General features: G+C 69.8%; 22 protein-coding genes. 13 read left to right on the top strand and 9 right to left on the bottom strand.

Translation table 11 applies throughout. The features are described from left to right. Positions 1-4 precede the first annotated feature (4 nt). Positions 5-598, bottom strand: coding sequence for a TetR/AcrR family transcriptional regulator (locus ABGB17_RS09830; protein WP_347627651.1), 594 nt, complete (start codon positions 596-598; stop codon positions 5-7). A 120-nt stretch (positions 599-718) separates the two neighbouring features. Here ABGB17_RS09830 and ABGB17_RS09835 point away from each other — a divergent pair, with 120 nt between their 5' ends. Beyond that, positions 719-1,366 carry a methyltransferase domain-containing protein gene (locus tag ABGB17_RS09835; RefSeq protein WP_347627653.1) on the top strand — a complete coding sequence of 216 codons (648 nt, stop codon included), beginning with the start codon at positions 719-721 and terminating at the stop codon, positions 1,364-1,366. Positions 1,367-1,370: 4 nt separating this feature from the next. On the opposite strand, the gene ABGB17_RS09840 is transcribed toward ABGB17_RS09835, so the two are convergent. Next, on the bottom strand, positions 1,371-3,314 hold the full coding sequence (locus ABGB17_RS09840; RefSeq protein WP_347627655.1) for a sigma-70 family RNA polymerase sigma factor: 1,944 nt from the start codon (positions 3,312-3,314) through the stop codon (positions 1,371-1,373). 150 nt (positions 3,315-3,464) lie between these two features. On the opposite strand from ABGB17_RS09840, the gene ABGB17_RS09845 reads away from it, so the two are divergent. The 4 genes from ABGB17_RS09845 to ABGB17_RS09860 all read left to right on the top strand — a co-directional run bounded on the left by ABGB17_RS09845 (position 3,465) and on the right by ABGB17_RS09860 (position 7,143). After that, positions 3,465-3,929 (top strand): DUF1996 domain-containing protein, encoded by a 465-nt coding sequence (locus ABGB17_RS09845; protein WP_347627657.1) that lies wholly within the window; start codon positions 3,465-3,467, stop codon positions 3,927-3,929. 146 nt (positions 3,930-4,075) lie between these two features. Then, on the top strand, positions 4,076-5,014 hold the full coding sequence (locus tag ABGB17_RS09850) for an aminoglycoside phosphotransferase family protein (protein WP_347627659.1): 939 nt from the start codon (positions 4,076-4,078) through the stop codon (positions 5,012-5,014). A gap of 28 nt (positions 5,015-5,042) precedes the next feature. Next, positions 5,043-6,419: a Hint domain-containing protein gene (locus tag ABGB17_RS09855; protein WP_347627661.1), complete on the top strand. Its 1,377-nt coding sequence runs from the start codon at positions 5,043-5,045 to the stop codon at positions 6,417-6,419. Positions 6,420-6,426: 7 nt separating this feature from the next. Beyond that, on the top strand, positions 6,427-7,143 hold the full coding sequence (locus tag ABGB17_RS09860; protein WP_347627663.1) for a hypothetical protein: 717 nt from the start codon (positions 6,427-6,429) through the stop codon (positions 7,141-7,143). A gap of 177 nt (positions 7,144-7,320) precedes the next feature. Here the strand turns inward: ABGB17_RS09860 and ABGB17_RS09865 are convergent, their stop codons facing one another. From ABGB17_RS09865 to ABGB17_RS09880, 4 genes are all read right to left on the bottom strand, one after another. Then, the gene (locus tag ABGB17_RS09865; protein WP_347627867.1) at positions 7,321-7,530 is read right to left on the bottom strand and encodes a hypothetical protein; all 210 of its coding nucleotides are present in this window, start codon (positions 7,528-7,530) and stop codon (positions 7,321-7,323) included. A gap of 697 nt (positions 7,531-8,227) precedes the next feature. Then, a complete protein-coding gene (locus ABGB17_RS09870) occupies positions 8,228-9,184 on the bottom strand; it encodes a cyclase family protein (protein WP_347627665.1) in 957 nt (318 codons plus the stop codon). A gap of 183 nt (positions 9,185-9,367) precedes the next feature. After that, positions 9,368-9,937, bottom strand: a complete 570-nt coding sequence (cpt, locus tag ABGB17_RS09875; protein WP_347627667.1) for a chloramphenicol phosphotransferase CPT — start codon at positions 9,935-9,937, stop codon at positions 9,368-9,370. 145 nt (positions 9,938-10,082) lie between these two features. Continuing rightward, positions 10,083-10,586 carry an ATP-binding protein gene (locus tag ABGB17_RS09880; protein ID WP_347627669.1) on the bottom strand — a complete coding sequence of 168 codons (504 nt, stop codon included), beginning with the start codon at positions 10,584-10,586 and terminating at the stop codon, positions 10,083-10,085. A gap of 194 nt (positions 10,587-10,780) precedes the next feature. Between ABGB17_RS09880 and ABGB17_RS09885 the strand changes: the two genes are divergently transcribed. Both ABGB17_RS09885 and ABGB17_RS09890 read left to right on the top strand, forming a co-directional pair. Then, a complete protein-coding gene (locus ABGB17_RS09885) occupies positions 10,781-11,563 on the top strand; it encodes a helix-turn-helix transcriptional regulator (RefSeq protein WP_347627671.1) in 783 nt (260 codons plus the stop codon). 16 nt (positions 11,564-11,579) lie between these two features. Next, entirely contained in the window at positions 11,580-11,759 is a 180-nt protein-coding gene (locus ABGB17_RS09890) for a DUF397 domain-containing protein (RefSeq protein WP_347627673.1), read from the top strand. A gap of 228 nt (positions 11,760-11,987) precedes the next feature. Here the strand turns inward: ABGB17_RS09890 and ABGB17_RS09895 are convergent, their stop codons facing one another. Both ABGB17_RS09895 and ABGB17_RS09900 read right to left on the bottom strand, forming a co-directional pair. Continuing rightward, positions 11,988-12,497 (bottom strand): VOC family protein, encoded by a 510-nt coding sequence (locus ABGB17_RS09895; protein ID WP_347627675.1) that lies wholly within the window; start codon positions 12,495-12,497, stop codon positions 11,988-11,990. A gap of 36 nt (positions 12,498-12,533) precedes the next feature. Then, on the bottom strand, positions 12,534-13,709 hold the full coding sequence (locus tag ABGB17_RS09900) for an ROK family transcriptional regulator (protein ID WP_347627677.1): 1,176 nt from the start codon (positions 13,707-13,709) through the stop codon (positions 12,534-12,536). Between the two features lie 144 nt (positions 13,710-13,853). On the opposite strand from ABGB17_RS09900, the gene xylA reads away from it, so the two are divergent. The 6 genes from xylA (at position 13,854) to ABGB17_RS09930 (ending at position 20,355) form a co-directional block, all read left to right on the top strand. After that, positions 13,854-15,005, top strand: a complete 1,152-nt coding sequence (gene xylA, locus ABGB17_RS09905) for a xylose isomerase (RefSeq protein ID WP_347627679.1) — start codon at positions 13,854-13,856, stop codon at positions 15,003-15,005. Beyond that, positions 15,002-16,399 carry a xylulokinase gene (xylB, locus tag ABGB17_RS09910; protein ID WP_347627681.1) on the top strand — a complete coding sequence of 466 codons (1,398 nt, stop codon included), beginning with the start codon at positions 15,002-15,004 and terminating at the stop codon, positions 16,397-16,399. The genes xylA and xylB overlap by 4 nt, the downstream gene beginning before the upstream one ends. 159 nt (positions 16,400-16,558) lie before the next feature. After that, positions 16,559-17,200 carry a DUF998 domain-containing protein gene (locus ABGB17_RS09915; protein WP_347627683.1) on the top strand — a complete coding sequence of 214 codons (642 nt, stop codon included), beginning with the start codon at positions 16,559-16,561 and terminating at the stop codon, positions 17,198-17,200. A 241-nt stretch (positions 17,201-17,441) separates the two neighbouring features. Continuing rightward, positions 17,442-19,607 (top strand): nitrate- and nitrite sensing domain-containing protein, encoded by a 2,166-nt coding sequence (locus ABGB17_RS09920; protein WP_347627685.1) that lies wholly within the window; start codon positions 17,442-17,444, stop codon positions 19,605-19,607. Between the two features lie 2 nt (positions 19,608-19,609). Next, the gene (locus tag ABGB17_RS09925; RefSeq protein WP_347627687.1) at positions 19,610-19,996 is read left to right on the top strand and encodes a roadblock/LC7 domain-containing protein; all 387 of its coding nucleotides are present in this window, start codon (positions 19,610-19,612) and stop codon (positions 19,994-19,996) included. After that, a complete protein-coding gene (locus ABGB17_RS09930) occupies positions 19,996-20,355 on the top strand; it encodes a DUF742 domain-containing protein (RefSeq protein ID WP_347627689.1) in 360 nt (119 codons plus the stop codon). The genes ABGB17_RS09925 and ABGB17_RS09930 overlap by 1 nt, the downstream gene beginning before the upstream one ends. A 1-nt stretch (position 20,356) precedes the next feature. Here the strand turns inward: ABGB17_RS09930 and ABGB17_RS09935 are convergent, their stop codons facing one another. Then, the gene (locus tag ABGB17_RS09935; RefSeq protein ID WP_347627691.1) at positions 20,357-21,652 is read right to left on the bottom strand and encodes a sulfotransferase; all 1,296 of its coding nucleotides are present in this window, start codon (positions 21,650-21,652) and stop codon (positions 20,357-20,359) included. Positions 21,653-21,684: the final 32 nt, after the last annotated feature.

The raw sequence follows: 21,684 nt of genomic DNA on the forward strand, positions 1-21,684 counted from the left end.
CGGTTCAGCCGGGGGCCTGCGCGAGAAGCGCTTCGACGCCGGGGAGCACCAGCGCCAGGAAGGCGTCGTTCATCACCTCGGGGGTCTCGGTGAGGTCGCCCTCCACCCATTCGCGGACCAGGGCCATGAACGCGCCGACGATGCCGGTGACCATCAGGTCCAGCGGCCGGGGCGGGTGCCCGCCGTCCGGCAGGTACGCCAGCAGTTCCCCCCGCACGATGCCGGCCAGCACCTTCTCACTGTGTGCGACCACAGGTGAGCCGCTCCTGCGGCCGATGAGCGCGCGCAGCAGGGTCCGCTGCTCCTGGATGTGCTGGAACATCGGCAGACTGAACGCGAACAGCTTGCCGGGGGAGGCTTCGGACTCGGCGCGCAGGAACTCGGTGAAGCGGTCGAGGTTGCCGAACAGCACCTCCTGCTTGCTGGTGTAGTGCGCGTAGAAGGTGGAACGGCCGATGTCGGCGCGGTCGATGACGTCGGTGACGGTCACCGCGTCGTAGCCCTTCTCCAGGATCAGCTCGACCAGCGCACGCTGGATGGCTTGCCGGGTGCGCCGGACGCGGCGGTCGGGGGTGTTCAGGCAGTCGTATTCGTACACTTTCCGGCTCCTGTCCGGTACGGCACACCTGCGCTGATCTGCTGATTGACCCTTCGAGGGTAACGAACGGAGCATACATAAACGAACACCTTGTTCCGGAACTCAGTCTGAGGAGTGACCATGGGCCACAGCCACGACCACGGCGCCGGCACGATCGACCACCCCCGCGCGTACGAGGCGTTCGTCGCGCTGGTCCTGGCCGGGCGGCGCCGCCGCCTGTACACCCGGATGGCCGAACGGGCCGGGATCCAGCCGGGGGACCGGGTGCTCGACGTGGGGTGCGGCACCGGGTACCTGACCCGGCTGGTCGCGTCGAAGGTCCGCCCCGGAGGACGCGTGACCGGCCTGGACGCGTCGGCGGCGATGATCGAGTACTCCCGGCGGCGGGCCCCGGAGAACTGCGCCTACGTCGCCGGCGTGGGGGAGGACATGCCGCTGCAGGACGCGACGTTCGACGTGGTGCTGTCGAGCTTCGCCCTGCACCACATCGCGCCCGGGGCCCGCGCCGCCACCCTGCGGGAGATGTTCCGCGTGCTGCGTCCCGGCGGGCGGCTGCTCATCGCCGACTTCCGCCCGGCGGAGGGGCACCCCGTCGAACACCTGCTGAACGCGTTCTTCGGGCACGCGATGCGCACCGGCCTGCGGGAGACGCTGCCCGGCCTCGCCGCCGAGGCCGGGTTCCGGGTGGACGGCGTCGTGAAGACCCAGCCCGCGGCGTTCCACCTGGTGGCGGTGCGGCCCGCCGCGGACCGGTCGTCCGCCGTGTGAGGGGTCAGCGGGCCTTCTGGAACGCGCGGCCCGCGAGGGTCGGGGTGCCGTCCTTCCTGAACAGCCCGCTGTTCGGCTTGCCGTCCTCCGCCGGGAGGCCGAACCAGGCGTACCGCTGCACGTACGGCAAGGTGGCCAGCATGCGGGTGGAGGCGGTGACGAACGCGGCCTGCTGCGCGTCGGTGGGGTGACGGACGCCGTTGGAGAAATCGATGAGCGCGTACTCGGTGAGCCAGATGGGTTTGCGGTACCGCTGGTACACCTTCCGCAGGTAGTCCCTGAGCTGCCCCGCCGCCGCCTGCGCGCGGAAGTCGCCGCCGTACCAGTGCAGGGCGACGAAGTCGACCCGGTACCCCTTCTTCCTCGCCCCGGACATGAACCGGTCGAGCCACCCGCCCGGCGTGTCCCCGCCGAACGCCACCGCCGGGCTGCCGAGCACCCGCCCCGCCTTCATGAGCTTCGGCCACAGGGCGAGCGCCTGCTCCACACTCATGTCGGACTGCGCCGCCATGTCCGGCTCGTTGAACCCCAGCAGGTACGGCCCCGCGGCCCGCGCCTCGGCGAGGCTGCGCGCGTCCGTGCTCTTCGCGCCCCAGATCATCGGCACGAACGCCGCGCCCTTGGGTGTGGTGACGCCGTCGTGCCGGGTGGACCAGGTGTAGTACCACTTCGCCCCTGACCGGGCGAGGGCCGTGCTGACGCCTGGCATCTGCCACACGCCGACGCCCTTCTTCACCGGCGCCGGAGGCGTGGCAGAGGGCTTGACGGTGGCGCTGGGTGTGGGGCTCGGGGTGCGCTTGCGGGCGGCGGCCCGCTTGACGGGGGTGCGGGACGGCGTGGCGGCGGCCACCACGGCCGGGGCCGCCGCCTGCGCGGGGGGCGGCGGCGTGTCGAGCCGCCCGGCCACCAGCACCGTCGCCGCGACGACCACCGCGCCGGTGAACGCCGCCGCCCCCGCCACCGGCCCGTGGGACAGCGCCGCCGACACCCCCCGCGGCCGCGCCGCCGTGAGAACCTCCACGGCCCGGTGCGCCCCACCGTCCGGCATCACGGTGGTGACGGTGACGTTCGCGCCGCCGTCGCCGGGGAGGAGGGCCGGCAGATACTGCGCGATCAGCGACGCCGGGACCGGAATGAGAGGAAGCCCGCTCAGCAGCCGTTCGACGGGCAGCAGCCCCGCCGTGCGGCGGCCACAGTCGGCGCACGACCGGATGTGGCGGGCGAACCGCTTACGCCACAACGAACTCGGCACCCCATCCCAGCTCCACGCCAACTCCCGCAACTCACCACACCCCGGCCCCCCATCAAGACGCCGCGCATGCCGCCCGCCCCGCTCCCGCGACGTCCCCACCCCCGGCCCAAGGGCTCGCACGACCGTGCGGGCCGTCTGCACCTGCTCCTTCATCCGCTGCACCCGCACCGCCGCGTGCCGCCCCGACAAGCCCAGGGACGCCGCCAGCTCCGCCCGTCCGAGCTCCCCCGTCTCCTCCAGCCACCACAGCGCCAGCAGCGCCCGGTCGTCGTTGTCCAGCCACCGGGTCGCCTCGGCCACCTCACGCCGCTGGTCGGTCAGCCCCAGCCGCAGGATCGTCACCCCCGCGAAGTCCGCCTCCGGATCCGGGACCTCCTCCGCGCTCTCCAGCGCCACCCGCCGGCGCCCCGCCGACCTCCGGCTCCGCTCGTGGTCGCGCACCTGCCGCACCGCGATCGCCACCAGCCACGAGCGGTACGCCCCCGTGTCCCGCAGCCCCGGCAGCCCGTTCACCACCCGCAGCAGCGTCTCCTGCACCACGTCGTCGACGTCGCCGTGCCCGTCCAGCGCCCGGCCGACGATGTTGTACACAAGGGGCAGCGAGTCGGCCACCAGCACGTCCAGCGCCCGCCGATCGCCGTCACGCGCCGCCGCCACCATCGCCGCGTCCGGCCCGCTCCTGCCTGTTCCGGGCATCGCACTCCGCTCCCTGCGTTGTACGTCCCGGCGCCGCGCCGCGCACACCGGACCGGGACGATTCTCCACCACGGCCTGACCGAAAAGTCCGTCTTCCTGGGAGACGGGGAGAGGGACGCCGGACAACGGAAATCCCCCGCCGACTTTTCGTTGTCCACGGGCCCCTTCCCCCTGGGCCTCCGCGTGGTGGCAGGCAACGCCAAGGCCACCGCCCCCGACAGCACCAGCAGCGCCCGCTGGTCCTGCCTCCACGCCGGCCATGTAGGAGCCAGCAAGAACTTCGTGACGTGCCCCGCCGGTACCAAACTGGAGACCTACCTCGACTTCCCCCACTGCTGGGACGGCAAGAACCTCGACTCCTCCGACCACAAGAGCCACATGTCCTACCCGGTAGGAAACGCCTGCCCCGCGACCCACCCCGTCATCGTCCCCAAACTCCGCATGGTCCTCCGCTACTCGATCAACGGCGACCCCAGCGACTTCCGCCTGGCCTCCGGCCCCGCCTACACGATGCACGGCGACTTCTTCAACGCCTGGCCCGAAGCCGAACTGGAACGCCGCCTCCGCAACTGCATCCGCCCCAAGGTCAAGTGCGGCCCCGACGGCACCCCCTGACCTGCCTGCTCCCGGTGCCTATTCGCCGCCCCACCGCGCCGGCCCGCCTTTCCCCGGCGCCGGCGCGGTGGGCACCCGGCGTGGCTCGAAGACTTGGCCACAGGTGACCGCCGTTCTACTGTCATTGACGTGCCGGGGGCCGAAGCATGAAGTGGCTGGCCGAGTGCTCCGCCGAGGCGCTCGACGAGGCGCTGCGCGTCGTGGCGCCGCAGCTCGCCGGGTGCTCCATCACGATCGCCGGGCGGGCGGACGAGGAGGACCCGCTGTGGCAGTTGTCCACCGCCATCGTGGGTGAGCGGTTCATCGCCAAATTCGCATGGTCGCGCCCTGCCGCCCTGCGCCTCGCACGCGAGATCGGCATCATGACCGCGCTCACACGCGGACCGCGGGTGCCGTTCGTCCCTGAGGTCGTCGTCCATGGCGTGGACCCGCTGCTGCTGGTCACCAGGCGAGTGCCGGGAAGCTCCCTGTTCAAGGTCGTCAACTCGATCGACCGGGACCACGCCGGCAGGCAACTCGCACGCTTCCTCGCGGCCCTGCACGCCCCGACAGCGCTCAAACACGTCGAGGACGCGCTCGGCAACCTCACCGGCCCTCATCTGCCACCCGCCACGGCCACAGCCGTACGCGACCGGTTCGGAAAATGGATCCGCCCGGACCAGCGTGACACCGTGACGCGCTGGTGCGACTGGTCCGAAGCCGTACTGGCCCACCCCGTCGCCCCCACGGTGCTGGTGCACGGCGACCTGCACGGTGACAACCAGGTGTGGGACGGCGGCGACCTGCGGCTGGTGGTGGACTTCGAGACCGCCGGAACCGCCGAGCCGGAGTACGACCTGCGCGCCTTCCCGGGCCCCGCGATGGGTCCTGGCCTTGAGCTGCTGACGGCGATCATGCGCCACTACCGCCGGCTCACCGGCCGCCCACTGTCCGCCGACCGCGTCATGGCCTGGCACCTGCGCAACGCTCTCGGCGACGCCCTGTGGCGCGCCGAAGCCGGCATCCCACTGCCGGACCACCGCACCCCGGCGGAGTGGACCGACGACATGGCCGCGCGCTTCAGCACACTCGGCATCACCCCCTGAGACCACCCGGCTCAGTACGCGGCCTCGGTTGCCCTACGCCAAGAACGCGCTGATCAGCGCGGCAGCCCCGCCACTGATCCGCGTCATGGGCCAACTCTCGGCTCCAAGGAGTACGACAGATGAAAGCGTCGACCATAGGCACCCCCCTGCTCGCCCTGCTCACCACCGTCCTCATAACCCGCTGCGTCGCCGCCACCCCACCCCCACACCGAACAAGAGCTGCCAGGGCTCGAAGTGCAACAAGACCCGGTCGGAGAAGGAAACCGACAAAATCGGCCAGTTCTGCAAGAAGCGCTCGAACGCCAAGAAGCCCCAGTGCGCCGGCAACGCCAACCACGAATACGGCGGCAACAAGCCCAAGAAGTCAAAGCCCCAGGAACACGACGTCAACAACCTCCCCGACCTCTGCAAGACCTCAGCCTGCCGCAACGCCGTAACCCCGATCAGCCCCAAGAGCAAGTTCCGCGACGTCCTGGACGAGCTCGAAGACCTCGTAGACCTGGCCCCCTCCCCCGACGAGGTCATCGACCAACTCACCGACGACGCCGCCCCCGACCTCCCCCCGTCCATTCCTCCCGGCATGGACGGCGGAAGCTGCCTGCCCAACAGCTTCGTCGCCGGCACCCCCGTCCTGATGGCCGACGGCACCCACAAGCCCATCGAGCAGATCAGAGTAGGCGACCTCGTCCGCGCCGCCGACCCACTGTCAGGCCACACCGCCGCCCGCCCCGTAGTAACCCTGATCAGCGGCGAAGGCACCAAAACCCTCGTAGAACTCACCATCGACCTCGACGGCCCCCACGGCACCACCACCGACCAGATCACCGCCACCGACGCCCACCCCTTCTGGCTCCCCCAACTCCGCCGCTGGCTCCCCGCCTCCGCCATCCAACCCGGCACCTGGCTCCAAACCAGCGCCGGCACCTGGGTCCAGGTAACCGCCGTACGAACCCGGACCGTCCAGCAGCATGTCTATAACCTCACCGTCAGCGGGCTCCACACCTACTTCGTGGGGGCCGGGACTCATGCGATCCTTACCCATAACGATGGCCCGGGGTTACCGGACGGACACTTGGAACTGGACGCTGACCGTGGCGATCGGATGTTCCCGACCGAACGTCAGGCGCGTCGTGAAATGTTCCGGAGATTCCGTATTCCAACGTCACGCGCCAACAACTACACGAGGAATCCGCAGTACGGAAACAACTCTAATTTGACGGGCCCCAACGGCGAACCCTGGGAGATGATAGAAGCCAAGGACGTCAATAATGGCGACGTGGTTATACAGCATCACAGCAACGGCCATGTTTTCAAAGACGTGAATCCGAACCAGTGGTCCAGGCCGCACTACCATGGCCCAGCTGGAGAACACGGCTACTATGGGGACTCTATGTGCTATGATTAATAATGCTATGGCTGCAGGAATGATTTGCGTCGCGGACTCGCGGGCAAGTGCCACGTATCCGTACCTGTCGGCGGCGCCGGCTGTGCTCTGCGTGGCTGCGCCGCCATCCGATGAGGCCATGCTCTGGCGGACAGTGGCCTCTCTGCTCGGAAACCTCTGTTGGCTCGGGTGGAAATCCACGACTGGCGGCCATAAGTCTGCTGCGCTTGCCAGGAGGCTGAGGGCGTTCGGCGAGTATCGAGGTCTCGTACTACGTGTTCTCGCCGAAGAGACACGGCCGGCTGACACCGGTGATGTCTACTCGGACATCGTTCTGCTGGATCCGCAGGCGGAGCAATTGTTCCAGTTCGTATCGGATATCCGTCGCGGTGGTCGCGGCGGGGCTCTCGCCATCGCGGGCGACGAGACCGATGCCGAGTCGTGGAGCAGGTCTCTGGCCAGTCTTGAGAAGTCGTCGGAACTGCGGAGGTTTCGAGGCAAGGTTGGCCCTGAAACTGATCGCCGCGCCGACGAGATGCTGGGCGGTTATGTGGAAAGCAGCGTGGCCGCCGGGCTGGGCCCGATCTTGCCGCTGAATCTTTTGCCTTTTGGTGGATTCCTGCTGGCGGCGGACAAGGTTCGCGTCGATGACGTGTATTCGAGACTTGTGAGCCATATGGAAGAATTGACCTGGGAAGAGTTGGTCGGCCGTGGCCGAGGTGAGCTTTCCACTGTTTATGGATAACGTGTAGCCGGTCTGAAGTTCAGATAAATGAGTTCCGTGAGGACGTCAGCGAGTGAATGGGAAGCCGCCCACGTCGGGCGTGAGCCTGCCCTTTCCGGCCGGCTCCCCGGCTCGCACCAGTGTGATCCCTTGCGCGTCGTCGGCCCTTGACGGCCTTGGTGGGTTCTCAGCGGGTGGTCAGCTCTGGTGCGGTGACCGCGGCCCTTCGCCGGATCGCCGCACGCGATCGGCAATGATCTCCGCGCACGCCAGGGAAGCGGTCCGTGTGGTGTCGACCTCCACGTCGTAGACGACACCTTCGTGCACCACTTCCGCCTGCGCCGCAGCCATGCCCGGGACCCGGTCTCCCCGCGACCGAACCGCACCGAGTTTCGTAGAGGCGGTGATGTACCCCGAGTTCCGTGGAGTCGGTTTGTTTGACTCTCATGCCAGATGGGCTTTCGGGTAGAGCATCTCGTATTCGATCGGGGTGTGCATTTTCAGGGCGCTGTGGCGTCGTTGTCGCTCAGCTTCTCGCTGATCACCACCGGTACAGCATCTACTGGTCGTCGTTCAAGCGGCGGCTCGAACCCGTGCTGGCCGCATTCGAGCGCCCAGACCGGCTGGCGGAGGTGACGGAGCTGTCCACACGCCTGCTGCTGGAGCTGGTGCGATGGCCGGGACGGATTCTGCACAGTAGCGATCTGCTCGCCCGAGGGGAACGGTCACAGCGGCTGGCGGACCTCGCCTGGCTGACCGGTGCGACGACCTACCTCTGCGGGACGGGGGGCATCCGGTACCTGAACTCGGCGGCGTTCCGGGTGCACTCGATCGAGGTCCTTCCATTCCGGACACCGCCTCGGGTATTTGGGCTTCGCCCGAGAGACGAGCGCCGTACATGGCCTCATGCTCGCCGGATCGCATGGCCTGCAGCAGGGGTTGCGGCGCTGAGAGCACGTGTCATCGTCAGAGAGCTATTCGAGGCTTGTGAGCCATGTGGAAGAATTGACCTGGGGCGAGATGGTCAGCCGCGGCCGGGGTGAGCTTTCCACTGTTATGGGTGGGCTGGGTCCTTCGCGGCGTCGCACTCCCTCGTGAACCGTGGTCAGAATGTGGCGATCGGGTTGACCGGGCTGCCGGACGTGCCGGCGAAGCGGACCGGGGCGACCGCGAGGTGGAAGTCCCACTGGCCGAGTTCGGCGGCCGTTGTCGCGCACGTCTCCAGGTCGCAGTTGTCGAGCAGCCACAGGCCCATCGCGACGAGGCTCACGGCGTGAACCGGCATCAGCACGTCTTCGTATCCGGACGGCTGAACGTCCTGGGGGGTGTCGGCGCCGATCAGCGCGACTTCCCGTTCGTGCAGCCACGGCAGGCAGGACGCGTGCCAGCCGGCCTGGGTGAAGCCGCCGGCCTTACCGGTCTCGTGCCGGACGCGGCCGTAGCCGGTGCGCAGGAGTACCGCGTCGCCGGGGCGCACCCGCACACCCTGGCGGCGCTCGGCCTCCTCCAGGTCGTCGGGGAACACGCCCTGGCCCGGTTCCAGCCACGGCACATCGCGGACTCTCGCGATGTCCAGCAGGACACCGCGTGTGACGATCCCGTTCGCCGCCGCCGTGACGGCGGCCCATGCCGATCCTGTCGCGGCGTCGACCAGCGAGTGCGGCCGCCCGTTGTACATCGTGCCGTCCCAGAAGATGTGGCACGGTGAGTCGACGTGGGTGAGGGTGTTGCCGTGGAACGTGATGCCGAGCCGCTCGGACGAAAAGCCCCAGCGCCGGTCGTTGCGGAACGTGGACAACGGCATGTTCTCGGCACCGGGCATGTCGGCGGCGCACGGGCACGTCGTCGTCGACCGCTCCATGTCGTCCGGTACGGCGACCTCCCACGCGCACGACACGCTCCTGCCGTGCCGCACGGCCCGCGCCGCCGCCAGCCGGACGTCGTCGGTGATGTGGTTCAGCGTGCCGAGCTGGTCGTCGTCGCCCCACCGTCCCCAGTTCGACAGCGTGTCGAAGTACCCGAGCACGTCGTCCTGTGTGGGCATCGCTCGCTCAGCCGTCATACCGGCATCGGCCCCTCCGGTCACGTGGGCGGAGGCAGGAGTCGTCGAGGCCGCACTCCTGCTCCCCGCCGCCGTCGGTTCTCTCGTCTTGGTCAGTGCGGCGTGAGCCTACCCTTTCCGGCTCGCACGAGCATGATCCCTTTATGCGCCTCTTCCCGGTGATTCTCGGCTGGGCGGGAACGGTCAGATCTGGTGCGGCGACCGGGAATCATCGCCGGATCGTCGCACGTGATCGGCGATGATCTGTGCGCATGCCGGGGAAGTGGTCCGTGTGGTGTCGACCTCCACGTCGTAGACGACACCTTCGTGCACCACTTGCGCCTGCGCCGCAGCCATGCCCGGGACCCGGTCTCCCCGCGACCGCTCACGCTCGGCGGCGACCGCGCTGTCGCACCTGACGCCGACCCACAGGACGTCCAGGCCGTCGAGGACTCTCCGCCAGCGCTGCTGTGTCCCGGCTCCACCGAGGAAGACGTCGTCGATGATGACGCCGGCGCCGGCGCGGGCCATCGTGGCGATGCCCTCCATCCACGCCGATTGCAGCGCCATGAACTCCGGCCCGACGTTCACTCCGCCGTCCGGGGCGAACTCGATCCCTGTGTCCGACGCCTGCATCGACCGGGGCATCGCCTCGATGAGCGAGTCGACCCCGAAGGCGAGCCACGGTCGTGGCAGGACAGCCTGCAGGTGCCGGACGATCTCGGACTTGCCGGCGCTGGACCCGCCGTTGACCACGATCACCTGAGTCGTCACGATGCACACAGTAGAGATTCAGCGTCCACGACACGGATCCTTTTCCGGCCGTCACGGCCCGCCGCGGGTCCGGCTCGCGGGTGTGGGACATGTGCTGGGTGTATCGCTTTCCTGGTGGTCACCGCAGGAACCCTTGTGGCGATCCTCAACCGGACCTCGAATGAGGCTCCGCCGGACGTACGGCCGCTGAGTCGCCGGGCAGGACGACGTCCCGCGCCGGGCTTCCGTACCTCACCTCGCACCACACGGATTGCCAGGACCAGTCGCGGGAGAAGCCCCAGCGGTGCGCGATCAGCTCCACGAGCAGCAGGCCGCGTCCCCCTTCGCCGAGAGGGTTGTCGCGGATCTCAGGTGCCGTCTCGCCGCCCTCGTCGGTGACCTCGATGTGGACGTGCCCCACCCGGTCGACGATCATCACCGTCACCGTCCCGCCGTCCCGCGACTTCGAGTGGACCACGCCGTTCGTCACCAGCTCCGACACCAGGAGCGTCACGTCGTCGACGGCCGGATGCCGCTCGCCGAGCGTCTCACGCACGAACACCCGGGCCGCCGCGACCGACTCGGCACGCCCCGGCAGCTCGACGGCGTTCGCGAGCACGTCCGGGGTGGGTGATTTCTCACCACGCGGCAGCATTGCGGGATCTGCCATTTGTCGCACCCTTTCATGGAGGAGTGCCCATTTGGCGAAAACCGCCTCGTGGACTTCGCCTGACCTCACACCCGGCCTTTCCGTGAAAAGCCATCGCCAGGGTCGTTGACCTGGCATCGTGTGGGGCAGGCACATCCGGACCGCGTGCGATTCGAAACCTCTCTTCGTCCCGCTGAAACGAGGTGCGACGGCAGATGACGACACTCAACGGCGGCACGCCGCGTATGTTCCTTGCCCGGGAATTGCGCCGCGCCCGCGAAGGAAAAGGAATGTCCCGGGCGGCGCTCGCCAAAGAGTTCTACGTGAGCGAAGTCCTGGTCCGCCAATGGGAGACCGGCCACCGGGTCCCGGTGATGGACCACGTGACCAAGCTGGACGAGATGTTCGACATGCGCGGCATCCTCGTCCGCATCCGCGAGGACCTGGTGAAGGCGTCCGTGCCGCTGGAGTGGTTCGGACGCTGGACGGAGATCGAGGGGAGGGCGTCTTCGCTGTGGTCGTTCGAGCCCATGGTGGTGCCCGGCCTCCTGCAGACCGAGGACTATGCCCGAGGAATCCTCGTGGCGGCCAACCGTCTCGCGGACGTCGAGGAGATGGTCGGTGCTCGCATGGAGCGGCAGAAGATCCTGCACCGGGAGGAGGAACCGCCGATGTTCATCGCGTTGATCGCGGAAGGCGTGCTGTCGCAGAACGTCGGAGGTCCCGATGTCATGGCCGGCCAGCTCACGTATCTCGCGGAGGTCTCGCAGCGCGAAAACGTGATCATCCAGATCGTTCCGGCTCGCGCGAAAGCGTGCGCCGGTTTCACAGGTCCCTTCGTGATCGCCAAATTCGGCGGCGGGACCGATATCGCCTATGTGGACAACGCCATAAATGGAGACGTGGCCGAGGATCCAGAGGATTTGGTACGATTGCGCCGAATGTTCGATGTTTCCGCGCTGACGCCATGTCACAGCGGGATTCTGTGGCCCTCATGACAAGGATGGCCGGACAGTGGAAGAGCTGAACTGGAAAAAATCCTCCCACAGCTCCGCGAACGGTGGAAATTGCGTGGAGGTTGCCGTGATCCCCGCCAAGGTGGCCATCCGCGATAGTAAGGACCCATCGAAAGGTCACCTGACGGTGTCGGCACCCGAGTTCAACACGTTCATCGCCACTCTCAAATCCACCTGACGACGCCCTACGCCTTCACCGGGGACGACGCCTGGAACCGGCCCAACTCGCACGCGGACGGCCTCGTCCCCGCGAAGCCTCCGTACATCTGTCTTCTGAACCCCCCAGTCCCAGCCGCCTCGGCCGGCCCGATGTGCGCCGCCCTAGCCCCTCCCCGCCCATGTCCGGCTTTGGCGGGAAGTCTTCCCCATCTGTCGGCTGAGTGCTCGGGCAGTTACGGAAACGGTGTCAGGCGGGGACGGAGATGCCGATGCCGCCGGGGGTGTCGGCGCCGTAGCGGGTGATTTCCTGCTGGATGTCCAGGGGGCGGATCTGGGAGCGGCCGGCGAGGGTGTCGTCGGTGAGGAGGTGGGCGGGGACGAGCCAGGAGACCTCGAATTCCAGGCCGTCGGGGTCCTTGGCGTAGAGGGCCTTGGTGGTGGAGTGGTCGGAGGCGCCAACAAGGGCGTCCAGTTCGGTGAGTTTGGCGGCGGTCTGCTGGAGGTCGGCCAGGGTTTCGACCTCCCAGGCGAGGTGGTAGAGGCCCACGGTGGCGCGGCCGGCCTGGGACGCGGTGGCCTGGGGGCCGATCTGGAAGAGGCCCAGGTCGTGGTCGTTCTGGGAGGCGGGGGCCTGGAGGAAGGCGGCGCCGGGCATGGACATGACCATGCGGAAGCCCAGTGCCTCTTGGTAGAAGGTGACGCTGCGGTCCACGTCGCGGACGTACAGGACGGCGTGGTTGAGGCGGCGGACGGACATGAGGTCCTCCAGGGTTGATTCAATTCTCAACTGAATCTAACCGATGGCCTCCTGAGTCGTGGGGAGGTGGGTGATGGGGTCGGCGATGATGCGCTGGATGACGGAGCCGGCGGCGCCGAGGGGGGCGGCGTTGGTGCCGGCGGCGGAGATGACCAGGGTGGGGACTCTGGGGTGCATCTGGGAGAGGCGGCTGCGCAGGGTCCGGGTGGCGGGGGTGGAGATCCAGGGGAACAGGGGGGCGTAGATGCCGCCGAGGACGATGGTGTCGGGGTCCAGGAGGTTGACGGCGGTGGTGAGGGCTATGCCCAGGGCGGTGCCGGCTTGGGTGCAGGAGTCCAGGGCGCCGGGGTCGCCGGAGCGGAGGCGGGTGAGCAGGTCGGGGAGGGTCTCGCCGTCGGAGAGCAGGGCGTCCTGGCCGGCGTAGCGTTCCAGGCAGCCGGAGCCGCCGCAGCGGCAGGGGGGGCCGTCGGGGATGACGACGACGTGGCCGAGTTCGCCGGCGAAGCCGTGGGCGCCGCGGAACAGTTCGCCGTTGACGACCAGGCCGGCGCCGATGCCGATCTCGCCGGAGACGTGGAGGAAGTCGCCCAGGGCGGGGCCGGAGCCGAACCACAGCTCGCCCAGGGCGGCGAGGTTGGCTTCGTTGTCGACGACCACCGGCAGGGGGAGGGCGAGGGTGTCGGTGACGGCGACGTCGCGCCAGCCGAGGTTGGGGGCGCGGTGGACGGTGCCGGTGGACGGGTCGACGGGGCCGGGGAGGGCGACGACGGCGCCGGGGATGGTCAGGCCCAGGGTCGTGGCTTCGCCGAGGACGGCGGTGGCGAGGGCGCGCAGGTGGGCGATGACGTCGGCCGGCGGGGCGGAGCGGTTGTCCACAGGCTGTGTACGGATGACGCGGATCTCGCGGGTGAGATCCACCACACAGGCGGCGAGGTAGTCGACGTTGATCTCCAGGCCCAGGGCCGCCACGCGGTGGCCGCTGAGGCGGACGGCGGTGCCGGGGCGGCCTCGTTCGCCGTCGCGGACGGTGCCGGACTCGACGGCGAGGCCGGCCTCGATCAGGTCCGCCACCAGCTTCGATACGGTGGTCTTGGTCAGACCGGTGGCGTCGGCGAGGGCGGCGCGGGTCAGGGGGCCGCGGCGGTCGAGTTCGCCGAGGACGACGGCGAGGTTGCCCGCGCGCATCGTGCCGTGGCGTAACGCCTGTGCCATCAGGGGTGCTCCCCGGCCTCGATCACAACCAGTCTCCCTTCCCCGTGAAGTCACGGGCCGTCGCCTCTTGACCTGTCGCTCCCCGCGTCCGATATTTAGTCCACAACATAGACTAATTAACCTCACATCGGGAGAGACCAGACAGTGGACGCGTACACCCCCAAGAAAGAAGACAAGTTCACCTTCGGTCTGTGGACGGTCGGCTGGCAGGCGCGCGACCCCTTCGGCGACGCCACCCGCCCCGCGCTGGACCCGGTGGAGTCGGTCAACCGGCTCGCCGAGCTCGGCGCCTACGGCGTCACCTTCCACGACGACGACCTGCTGGCCACCGAGCCCGACCGGGACAAGGCCGTGGCGGCGTTCAAGAAGGCCCTGGCCGGCACCGACCTCAAGGTCCCCATGGCGACCACCAACCTGTTCACCCACCCGGTGTTCAAGGACGGCGCCTTCACCAGCAACGACCGCGACGTGCGGCGGTACGCGCTGCGCAAGGTGATCCGCAACCTGGACCTCGCCGCCGAGCTCGGCGCCACCACGTACGTCTGCTGGGGCGGCCGTGAGGGCTCGGAGTCGGACGCCGCCAAGGACGTCAAGGCGGCGCTCGACCGGTACAAGGAAGGTCTTGACCTGCTCTGCCAGTACGTCATCGACAAGGGCTACAACATCCGCTTCGCCCTGGAGCCCAAGCCGAACGAGCCGCGCGGTGACATCCTGCTGCCCACCATCGGGCACGCCCTCGCGCTGATCAACGAGCTGGAGCACCCCGAGATGGTCGGCCTCAACCCCGAGGTCGGGCACGAGCAGATGGCGGGCCTCAACTTCGTGCACGGCATCGCGCAGGCCCTGTGGCACGGCAAGCTGTTCCACATCGACCTGAACGGCCAGCACGGCCCCCGGTACGACCAGGACTTCATCTTCGGGCACGGCGACACCAAGAGCGCGTTCTTCCTGGTGGACCTGCTGGAGAACGGCGGCTACGAGGGCCCGCGCCACTTCGACTACAAGCCGCTGCGCACCGAGGACTCCGAGGACGTGTGGGTGTCCGCCGCCGCCAACATGCGCACCTACCTCATCCTGAAGGCCCGCTCGGCGGCGTTCCGCGCCGACCCCGAGGTGCAGCAGGCCCTCGCCGACTCCCGGGTCACCGAGCTGGCGCAGCCGACCCTCGCCCCCGGTGAGACGTACGCGGACCTGGAGAAGGACGACTTCGACCTCGACAAGGCGTCCGAGCGGGGGTTCCACTTCACCCGGCTCAACCAGCTCGCGATCGAGCACCTCACCGGAGTGCGGGGATGACACTCGTCGCCGGGATCGACTCCTCGACGCAGAGTTGCAAGGTGGTCGTCCGGGACGCGGAGACGGGGGCGCTGGTCCGTGAGGGCCGCGCCCCCCACCCCCCGGGGACCGAGGTGCATCCCGACCACTGGTGGGCGGCGCTGAGGCAGGCCGTCGCCGAGGCGGGCGGGCTCGCCGACGTGACGGCCCTGTCGGTCGGCGCGCAGCAGCACGGCATGGTGGCCCTGGACGAGGACGGCGGGGTCGTCCGCGACGCGTTGTTGTGGAACGACACCCGTTCGGCCCGCGCCGCCGAGGAACTGGTCGCCGAGCTCGGCGGGCCGCAGGCCTGGGCGGACGCGGTGAGCAGCGTGCCGGTGGCGTCGTTCACCGTGACCAAGCTGCGGTGGCTGGCGGAGCACGAGCCGGAGAACGCCCGCCGTACGGCCGCCGTGGGCCTGCCGCACGACTGGCTGACGTGGCGGCTCGGCGGTGCGAAGGGGCTCGGCGCGCTGACCACGGACCGGGGGGACGCCTCCGGGACGGGGTACTGGTCGCCGGCCGCCGGCACGTACCGGGCGGACCTGCTCAAGCTGGCGCTGGGGCACACGCCGCTGGTGCCCAAGGTGCTGGAGCCGGTGGGGCAGGCGGGGGTGCTCGACACCTCGCTGTTCCCTGACGCCGGGGCCGTACGGCTGGCGCCGGGCACCGGGGACAACATGGCGGCGGCGCTCGGGGTCGGGCTGCGTCCCGGGGACGTGGTGGTGTCCATCGGGACGTCCGGGACGGTGTTCGCGTGCTCGGACTCGCCGAGCCATGACGCGTCCGGGGCGATCGCGGGGTTCGCGGACGCGACCGGGCGGTTCCTGCCGCTGGTGTGCACGCTGAACGCCGCCCGGGTGCTCGACGCGGCTGCCGCGATGCTGGGTGTCCCGGTCGGTGGGCTTTCCGACCTGGCGTTGCAGGCCCCGCCCGGGGCGGACGGGCTGGTGCTCGTGCCGTACCTGGAGGGGGAGCGTACGCCGAACAAGCCGGACGCCACCGGCTCGGTGCACGGGCTGACGTTGTCCAACGCGACGCCGGCGCACTTCGCGCGGGCCGCCGTCGAGGGCATGCTGTGCGGTCTCGCCGACGGCCTGGACGCGATGGGGCTTGAGCCCAGCCGTCTGCTCCTCATCGGTGGCGGCGCCCGGTCCGAGGCCGTACGCCGCATCGCTCCGTCTGTGTTCGGGCGTCCGGTCCTGGTCCCTGAGCCCGGCGAGTACGTGGCCGACGGCGCCGCCCGTCAGGCGGCCTGGCTCCTGGCCGGCACCGCCGAGCCTCCCGTGTGGGAGTCCGGCGCGCCGGAGTCCTACGAGGCCGACCCCGTCCCGGGCCTGCGTGCCCGTTACACCGAGGCGGCCGCCACGGCCTGACCACCGGACGTGCGACCCGGGACCGGCGAGGGGGGTCCCGGGTCGCATTCGTCCCTGGAGGGTGGGATCCGTGAGGGGGAACCCCTGAGGGGTGGGATCAGGGTTGGGTCAGGGATTAAACGGATGTCTTAGATGGCCTTCATGGGGGAATCTTTAGGCATGCTTCCGTTGAGAAGGCTTTATCCCCTGGTCGCCGGGGTGGGTGTGCTTGGTGCTTCTATGACGTTGGTCGCCGGGCGGGTCGGTGGGCCTGCTGGGATGGCCGATATGACGGTCGCGCGGTATGCGGCGGTTGACGGTGAGCATGCGGCGGCGGCGCTCGGGTTGCTCGGGGTGTCGTCGTTGGTGCTGGTGCTCGGCATGTGGGCGGTGCGGGGGCCCATGGGCGGGTGGACGCAGTGGCTGATGCCTGTTTTCGGGGTGGGGGCCGTGGTGGCCGCGCTGGTGCCGGGGACGGCGGTGGCGGAGGGCGCGTTGCTGGTGGCCATGGTCGCGATGGCGGGGGCGGCGGCGTTGATGTCGCGGCGGTTCGCCGAGGACGAGCGGTGGCGGGCCATCGCGCGGCCCATGGAGTGGCTGGCCCTCGGGGCGGGTGCCGCGCTCGCGGTGCTCACCTATGTGTCGTTGCCGGGGCACGGGGTGCTCGTCGGGTTGGTCGAGTGGACGTTGCTCGGGGTGGAGACGGCGGTGCTGGCGCTCGTCGCGGCGCATCTGACGCGGGTCGCCTGGGAGGACGCGGGGCGGCAGGGCGGCGTCGAGGAAGTCGCGTACGGCGCGGCCCGGCGGGTCGGTGTGAGGTAGGACGCGCACGGTGCGGGCCGGTACTGGGGAAGGTGGGGACGACGCGACTGGGGCGGGGAGTCTTGAACAAGCGGCCAGGGGTGATTCTGGGCTGTTTTCCTGACACGGATGACGGATAGGTGTATTTGGCGCAATATCACAAATGCATCACTTGAACCATCACACACAATGCTAGTCTCATCGGCGATCTTCACCCTCGGATAACCGGTCTCCGGCCGAACCCGCGAACCGATGAGGTGTCATGGCGACGAGCAGATCCATCCGGTTCAAGATCACCGCACTGCTCGTGATCCCGCTCCTGTCCCTGGCGGCCCTCTGGGCCTTCGGGGCCAGCGTGACCACGAGGGAGTCGGCCAGCATGCTCGCCGTCGCCTCCCTGTACACCAACATCGGCAAACCGGGGGACGACCTGGCCATCGCCATGCAGCGCGAGCACGTCGTCACCGCGGAGTGGCTCGGCAGCAGGTCGCCCGAGCGCAAGGCGGCGATGACGCGGCAGCGCGAGGTCGTGGACGGCATGCGGGACAGGTTCCGTGAGCTGGCGCTGAGCGACGCGGCCCAGTCGGACCTCACCACCCCGGCGATGCGGACGCGGTTCGACGAGATGATCGTCATGATGGGACGCCTGGACGCCGCCCGCTCCGCCGTGGACGCCGGTGTGCTGGACCAGGCGGCGCTGACCGTCGAGTTCAGCCGGTTCCCCGACGCCATGCAGCGGCTCGTCTCCGGCATGACCGTCGCCACCGACCTGCCTCTCTACCGCCAGTCGCGCGCCATCACCGCGCTCGGCTACTCCAAGGACTTCCTGTCGCGCGAACGCGGGCTGGCCTCCGGGGTGCTGATCGGCTCGCGCGCCCTCTCGCCGGACGAGTACCGCTCGTTCGCGCAGCTCGCCACCACGCGCCGCTTCCTGTTCGCCCAGGGCATGTCCGACCTGGACCCGGCGTTGCGCGTGCCCTTCGACGAGCTGGAACGTTCGCAGGCCTACCAGCGCTTCCTCACCATGGAGGAGCAGATCCTCGCCGACCAGGGCCGCACGTTCTCGCACACGGTCTGGCGCCAGGCCACCGACGACATCGAGGCCTACTACCAGGCCACGCTCACCAAGGCCGGCGACGCGCTGGCCGCGAGCGCCGAGCCGGCCGCGATCGCCACGTTCGTGCGGGCCGGTCTCGCGGGCGTGCTCGGCCTGGTGGCCGTCGTCGCCTCGCTCATCGTGGCGTTCCGGGTGGGCCGCGGCCTGACCAGGGAGATCGGCGAGCTGCGGGACGCCGCCGCCGAGCTGGCCGACGTGCGGCTGCCGCGCATGATCCAGCGTCTGCGCCGGGGCGAGCAGGTGGACGTGGACGCGGAGGCCCCGCCGCTCGCCGTCACCGGCACCACCACCGAGCTGCGCGACCTCGGAGCGGCGTTCGCGGGGGTGCGGCGCACCGCGGTGGAGGCCGCCGTCGAGCAGGCCACGCTGCGCGACTCGGTCGGCACGGCCCTGCGCAACCTCGCGCGGCGCAGCCAGACGTTGCTCCAGCGCCAGCTCAAGCTCCTGGACGGCATGCAGCGGCGCATCGAGGACCCCGAGACGCTGCGTGAGCTGTTCCGCGCCGACCACCTCACCACCCGCATGCGGCGGCAGGCCGAGGGGCTGGTCATCGTGTCCGGCGGCACGCCGGGCCGCACCTTCGCCCGTGAGGTGCCCATCGCCGACGTGGTGCGCGCCGCGGTCGCGGAGGTCGAGGACTACACCCGGGTGCACGTGCTCCCCATGCCCGAGGTGGCGGTGAAGGGCGGCGCGGCGGCCGACGTCATCCATCTGTGCGCGGAGCTCATCGAGAACGCTACCGTGTTCTCCCCGCCGACCACCGAGGTGTCGGTGCGGGCCGAGATGGCGGCCCGGGGCATCGCCGTCGAGGTGGAGGACCGCGGGCTCGGCATGACCCCCGAGGAGCGGGACGCGATCAACGAGAAGTTGTCCAGGCCCCCGGAGTTCGAGGCGACCGTCACCGAGCGGCTCGGCCTGTTCGTCACGGGACGGCTCGCCGCGCGGCACGGCATCAGGGTCGAGCTGCGCGGCTCACCCTACGGCGGCACGACCGCCATCGTGCTCATCCCGGACACGCTGATCGCCGTGCCCACGGCGCGGGAGGCCATCCCTTCCGCGCCGGCGGCGCAGTGGGCCGCGGCCCAGCCGGAGCCGCGGCAGATCACCGGGGCGGGCGGCACGGGCAAGGGCCTGCCCCGGCGCGTGCGCCAGACGAACCTGGCGCCGCAGCTCAAGCAGCCGCCGGACGCCCCGCCCCCGGGGCCGGAGGAATCCTCTGACGCCGAGCGGTCCAGGGCGATGATGAACTCGCTGCGGACCGGGGGGCGGCGCGGCGGGACCGACAACGAACGAGACGGTGAGGAGGTGTGACGATGTCGACCGAGCTGAACTGGCTCCTCGACGATTTCGTGGCGAGGGTGACGGACGTCCGTCATGCGATCATCCTGTCCAACGACGGGTTGCGTGTGGCCGCGTCCGGCAGCCTCAGCCGGGAGGACTCCGAACACCTCTCGGCGGTCGCGGCGGGCTTCCAGAGCCTCGCCAAGGGCGCCAGCATGCGGTTCGGTGGCGGCGCGGTGCGCCAGACCATCGTGGAGATGGAGGCGGCGCTGTTGTTCGTGACGGCCGCCGGCAACGGGAGCTGCCTCGCGGTGATGAGCATGATGCAGGCGGACGCGGGACTGATCGCTTACGAGATGGCGCGGCTGGTCGGGCGGGTGGGTCAGCATCTGACCACCCATCCACGAGGTGCCGTGTGATGGACGGCGAGTGGATCGACGACGTTCCGGTGGTACGGCCGTTCGCGCTGGCGCGCGGCAGGACGCCGCCGCCGGCGTCGTCGTTCGACCTGCTGTCGCTCATCGTGGCCACCGGCGCCGGCGCGCCGGAGGACGCCGGCCTCGGGCCGGAGCACCGGCGCCTGCTCACCCTGGTGCGCCGGTCCCGCCCCCTGGTGGAGGTGGCCGCGGACCTCGACCTGCCGCTCGGCGTGCTGCGCCTGCTGCTCGCCGACCTGCGCGACGAGGGCCTGATCCAGGCCAGGCCCCCGGAACCCCCCGGCCCGGTGCCCCGCGCCGACCTGCTGCGCGAGGTCATCCAGGGGCTGCGAGCGCTCTAGGTCACAACGGCTCGTGCGGCACGTCGAAGTGCTCGTAGTAGAAGGCGAACCGTTCACGCAGCTCGTCGGGGTCCAAGGCCAGGTCGGCGGCGTCGTAGACGTGCTCGCCGTGCTTGCCGCGCGCGTTCTGCGGCAGCCATTCCTTCAGGCGCCGTTCGGCCTCAGGGGTCAGTTCCGCGCCCGCCCGCGCGTGGATGCGGCGGACCGTCCCGATCGGGTCGGCGTTCAGCTCGGCGAACTTCACGTCCACGAACCGCTCGTCGGCGGGGTCGCGGTCGCGCACGGCGGCGCGCAGCAGCCGTTCTGTCATGATGACGGCCTGGCGCCCCACCAGGTGGGGGTTCGGGTGGGCGTAGCTCTGCCGGTACGAGTACGCCAGCAGGCTGCCGGTGGACAGCACGCTGCGCACCGGGTCGCGGTGGGTCTGCACCACCGTGGCGTCGGGGAACACCGTGGTGAGGGGCCCGAACTGCTCCATGTGCTGCGGCGACTTCAGCAGCCAGCGGTTGCCCGTGGGGCGGATCCAGGCCATCGCCTGCAGCACGCGCCGCAGGTAGGCGTACCCGGCGGTGTGGTCGGTGCCGGTGTACCACGGCATGTAGCCCGGCACCATCGGAGCCGTGGCCTCGAACACCATCGAGCAGAAGCCCATGGCGAGGATCCCGAGCTCCTCCTCCGGTGCCTCGTTCTCCATCTCGTGCATCTTGACCATCTCGGGGGACGACCGGTGCACGTAGCTGATCATCCGGGCACCCGCCTTGACCCGCGGGTCGGGGTCGGGCACCGGCGCCGCCGCGTCCCCGAAGGGCAGCGGGTTCACCATCTCCCAGAACGGGATCGAGCGCAGCCCCGGGTCCCGCGCCATGAGGCGTTGCAGGAAGCTCGTGCCGCTGCGCACGAGCCCGGCGATGATGATCGGGGCCTCCACCGGCTTCTCGAACGCCTCGGGCCGCCGCTTGGCGAGGTCCTCCAGCCGCAGACGGTTCACGAGGGCGCTCAGGAGCATCCTGTGCATCGCCAGCCGGCCGAAGGGATGGAACTGCGTCACCTCGTTCATCCCCCGGCACAGCAGCCCCAGAGGCTCGTCCAGAGGTGCCAGGTCCCCGAAGTCGGTCAGCCCGGTGCGTTTGCGCGCCTTGGCCTTCAGGTCGTCGGCGTCGAACGGCCACAGGCGGGTGGCGAACGGCGCGAGTACGCGGTTGGCCACCCGCAGTTCCAGCGGCAGCCACGGGTTCTGCCACTCCCGGGCACGCTCGGTCAGCTCGTCGGTACGCGGCTGGGGGACGCCCTTGTGCATGGCGACTCCGATCGGGTGAGGAGGTCGCCGGT

This window comes from Sphaerisporangium sp. B11E5 (genome assembly GCF_039871875.1).
Taxonomy (GTDB): domain Bacteria; phylum Actinomycetota; class Actinomycetes; order Streptosporangiales; family Streptosporangiaceae; genus Sphaerisporangium.

Bases quoted from the DNA above. Each gene is read 5' to 3' on its own strand.
- ABGB17_RS09835 (WP_347627653.1), top strand. From the start codon at position 719: ATGGGCCACAGCCACGACCACGGCGCCGGCACGATCGACCACCCCCGC.
- ABGB17_RS09840 (WP_347627655.1), bottom strand. From the start codon at position 3,314: ATGCCCGGAACAGGCAGGAGCGGGCCGGACGCGGCGATGGTGGCGGCG.
- ABGB17_RS09850 (WP_347627659.1), top strand. From the start codon at position 4,076: ATGAAGTGGCTGGCCGAGTGCTCCGCCGAGGCGCTCGACGAGGCGCTG.
- ABGB17_RS09860 (WP_347627663.1), top strand. From the start codon at position 6,427: ATGGCTGCAGGAATGATTTGCGTCGCGGACTCGCGGGCAAGTGCCACG.
- ABGB17_RS09870 (WP_347627665.1), bottom strand. From the start codon at position 9,184: ATGACGGCTGAGCGAGCGATGCCCACACAGGACGACGTGCTCGGGTAC.
- ABGB17_RS09880 (WP_347627669.1), bottom strand. From the start codon at position 10,586: ATGGCAGATCCCGCAATGCTGCCGCGTGGTGAGAAATCACCCACCCCG.
- ABGB17_RS09885 (WP_347627671.1), top strand. From the start codon at position 10,781: ATGACGACACTCAACGGCGGCACGCCGCGTATGTTCCTTGCCCGGGAA.
- ABGB17_RS09895 (WP_347627675.1), bottom strand. From the start codon at position 12,497: ATGTCCGTCCGCCGCCTCAACCACGCCGTCCTGTACGTCCGCGACGTG.
- ABGB17_RS09900 (WP_347627677.1), bottom strand. From the start codon at position 13,709: ATGGCACAGGCGTTACGCCACGGCACGATGCGCGCGGGCAACCTCGCC.
- xylB (WP_347627681.1), top strand. From the start codon at position 15,002: ATGACACTCGTCGCCGGGATCGACTCCTCGACGCAGAGTTGCAAGGTG.
- ABGB17_RS09915 (WP_347627683.1), top strand. From the start codon at position 16,559: ATGCTTCCGTTGAGAAGGCTTTATCCCCTGGTCGCCGGGGTGGGTGTG.
- ABGB17_RS09920 (WP_347627685.1), top strand. From the start codon at position 17,442: ATGGCGACGAGCAGATCCATCCGGTTCAAGATCACCGCACTGCTCGTG.
- ABGB17_RS09925 (WP_347627687.1), top strand. From the start codon at position 19,610: ATGTCGACCGAGCTGAACTGGCTCCTCGACGATTTCGTGGCGAGGGTG.
- ABGB17_RS09930 (WP_347627689.1), top strand. From the start codon at position 19,996: ATGGACGGCGAGTGGATCGACGACGTTCCGGTGGTACGGCCGTTCGCG.
- ABGB17_RS09935 (WP_347627691.1), bottom strand. From the start codon at position 21,652: ATGCACAAGGGCGTCCCCCAGCCGCGTACCGACGAGCTGACCGAGCGT.